Genomic DNA, 2569 nt, shown 5'->3' on the forward strand with positions numbered 1-2569 from the left:
CCCCCACGGTCGCTCACTTCGTGTAGCTCCCTGCCCCCCGAGGGGGCCGCCCGCCTGCGGTCTGGCAGAGCCAGTCCCGCGGCTTGTGCTGGGTTGAAGATTCAGGGCGTATTTATCCAAAAGGGATTTCGCCAGTGGGGACGGATCTGGCTTTGCCGGCCCCAGGCGCTGCCCCTTGAGGGGGGAATGGGCTACACGCAGTGACTCTGAACGGGGGTCTACACTTGATCCATGAGAGTTCTTGGAATCGAATCGAGTTGTGATGAAACCGGTGTGGCGCTGGTGGATGCCAGTGGCAGCGGTGTGCCGCGCCTGCTGTCGCATGCCTTGTTCAGCCAGATTGACATGCACCAGGCTTATGGTGGTGTGGTGCCTGAACTGGCGAGCCGTGACCATATCCGGCGCGTCTTGCCTTTGACTCACCAGGTGATGGCGGAAGCGGGCAGCACGCTGGCGCAGGTGGATGTGGTGGCTTACACGCGCGGCCCCGGGCTGGCGGGGGCGCTGCTGGTGGGCGCGGGGGTGGCCTGTTCACTGGCGGCAGCGCTGGGCAAACCGGCCATGGGTGTGCATCACCTGGAAGGGCATTTGCTGTCACCCTTTTTAAGTGCTGACCCGCCTGAGTTTCCTTTTGTGGCGCTGCTGGTCTCCGGTGGGCATACGCAGCTGATGCGGGTGGACCGGGTGGGCAGTTACGAATTGCTCGGTGAAACCATTGATGATGCGGCGGGCGAGGCCTTTGACAAGTCGGCCAAGCTGATGGGGCTGCCGTATCCCGGCGGGCCGCATTTGTCGAAGTTGGCGGAAGGGGGTGACGGCGCAGCTTTCAAGTTGCCACGGCCGTTGCTGCACAGCGGTGACCTGGATTTTTCGTTTGCAGGGCTCAAGACCGCGGTGCTGACGCAGGCCAAAAAACTGGGGCCGGACCTGGAGAGCCGCAAGGCTGACCTGGCGGCGGCCACACAGGCGGCCATCGTTGAGGTGCTGGTGAAAAAATCATTGACCGCCATGGCGCAAACCGGACTCAAGCGGCTGGTGGTAGCCGGTGGCGTGGGCGCGAATGCGCTGCTGCGCAACCAGCTCAACGCGGCATGCAGCCAACGTGGCATCCGCGTGCACTACCCCGAGCTGCATTTGTGCACAGACAACGGCGCCATGATCGCGCTGGCTGCCGGCATGCGCTTGCAAGCCGGGCTTGAAGCGCTGAAGCGCAGCTACACCTTTGATGTGAAGCCGCGTTGGAATCTTGCTGAACTCCAGGCAGAGGCGGCCTGAGCCGTATCGCCTGAAGTCCGGACGATCCCGTTACTGGATGTCGAGGTGGGTGACGTTGCTGACGGGAACTTTTTTGCCCAACGTCAACGTCAGTACGCCGTTCTCAAGCTTTGCGCTGCTGTTGGCGGTATCGATTTCCAGCGGAAAACGCCATGCGGCCTTGATCTTGCGGGGCGCATCTTCCTTGCTGGACACGCGGACCACGTCACCTTCGATGCCGATGTCCAGTTGTTCGCGGGCCAGGCCGGGAACGTCGAGCTGCAGGCTGTAGGCTTTCTCAAGATCTTCCACGCTGGCGGCCTTGGCGGCGCCGGTGTCGGAGAGCGAAGAGAAGGTGTCGTTGAGGAATTTTTCGAGCGCGCCATTGCTCACGACAGGCGCATAGTGGCGATGAAAGGCGCGAGCGGGGCGGTTGGCGAGAGAGTAAAACATGACGATTCCTTGATGGTTAACAAGGGGCGTTTTCCCCTTACACTGCGCGGCGTTCACCGTGATTGCCGCATGCACACCAGTTAGGTGTGCTGCCGGTTTATTCAAGCGAAATCAAGAGAAAACAGAGAGCTATTTTTTTATGCACAAACACTTGAAACGCCTGTTCACGGCCCTATGTCTCTGCGCCTGCGTGGGAGCCGGAGCACAAACCGCCGGCCAGCCGCCGGTACGCATCGCGCTTATCGAAAGCCTGTCGGGCGCGTTCGCCAACACCGGCGAAGCGGTGTTTCGCAACCTGGTCTGGGCGACCGAGCGCGTCAACGCGCGCGGTGGCGTCAAGCTGGCCGGCGGGCCGCGCAACCTGGTGGTCGAACGCTACGACAGCAAGGGCCAGAACGAAGAGGCGCTGGCCGCCTTGCGTTCGGCCATCGACGACGGTGTAACCATCATTGCGCAGGGCAACTCCTCCGCCATCGCGGCCGTGCTCATCGACGCCATCAACAAGCACAACGAGCGTGAGCCCAACAAGCGTGTGCTGTTCCTGAACTATTCGGCGGTCGACCCGATCCTGACGAATGAAAAGTGCAGTTACTGGCATTTCCGCTTTGATGCACATGCCGACATGCGCATGGCTGCGCTCATGGATGTGCTCCGGGACGACAGGGCGCTCAAAAGTATTTACCTCATCGGTCAGGATTACAGCTTCGGCCAGGCCGTGCTGCGCGAGGCACGCAAGCAGCTGGGCGTGCAGCGTCCCGATGTTCAAATCGTCGGCGACGAGCTGCACGCGCTGGGCCGCGTCAAGGACTTCATTCCGTATGCCGCGAAGATCAAGGCCAGCGGAGCGCAGGCAGTGCTCACG

The 2569-nt window shown here is 61.8% G+C and carries 3 protein-coding genes; 2 read left to right on the top strand and 1 reads right to left on the bottom strand.

Translation table 11 applies throughout. From position 1 onward, the window contains the following. Positions 1-231 precede the first annotated feature (231 nt). Entirely contained in the window at positions 232-1275 is a 1044-nt protein-coding gene (gene tsaD / locus AC1D0Z_RS19370) for a tRNA (adenosine(37)-N6)-threonylcarbamoyltransferase complex transferase subunit TsaD (RefSeq protein ID WP_477659812.1), read from the top strand. 30 nt (positions 1276-1305) lie between these two features. Here the strand turns inward: tsaD and AC1D0Z_RS19375 are convergent, their stop codons facing one another. Next, positions 1306-1707 carry an Hsp20/alpha crystallin family protein gene (locus AC1D0Z_RS19375; RefSeq protein ID WP_477659813.1) on the bottom strand — a complete coding sequence of 134 codons (402 nt, stop codon included), beginning with the start codon at positions 1705-1707 and terminating at the stop codon, positions 1306-1308. 139 nt (positions 1708-1846) lie between these two features. Here AC1D0Z_RS19375 and AC1D0Z_RS19380 point away from each other — a divergent pair. Next, positions 1847-2569, top strand: a 723-nt coding sequence (locus AC1D0Z_RS19380) for an ABC transporter substrate-binding protein (protein ID WP_477659814.1), incomplete at its 3' end; no start/stop codon positions are given.

Source organism: Polaromonas sp. P1_E3 (genome assembly GCF_056405935.1).

Bases quoted from the DNA above. Each gene is read 5' to 3' on its own strand.
- AC1D0Z_RS19375 (WP_477659813.1), bottom strand. From the start codon at position 1,707: ATGTTTTACTCTCTCGCCAACCGCCCCGCTCGCGCCTTTCATCGCCAC.
- tsaD (WP_477659812.1), top strand. From the start codon at position 232: ATGAGAGTTCTTGGAATCGAATCGAGTTGTGATGAAACCGGTGTGGCG.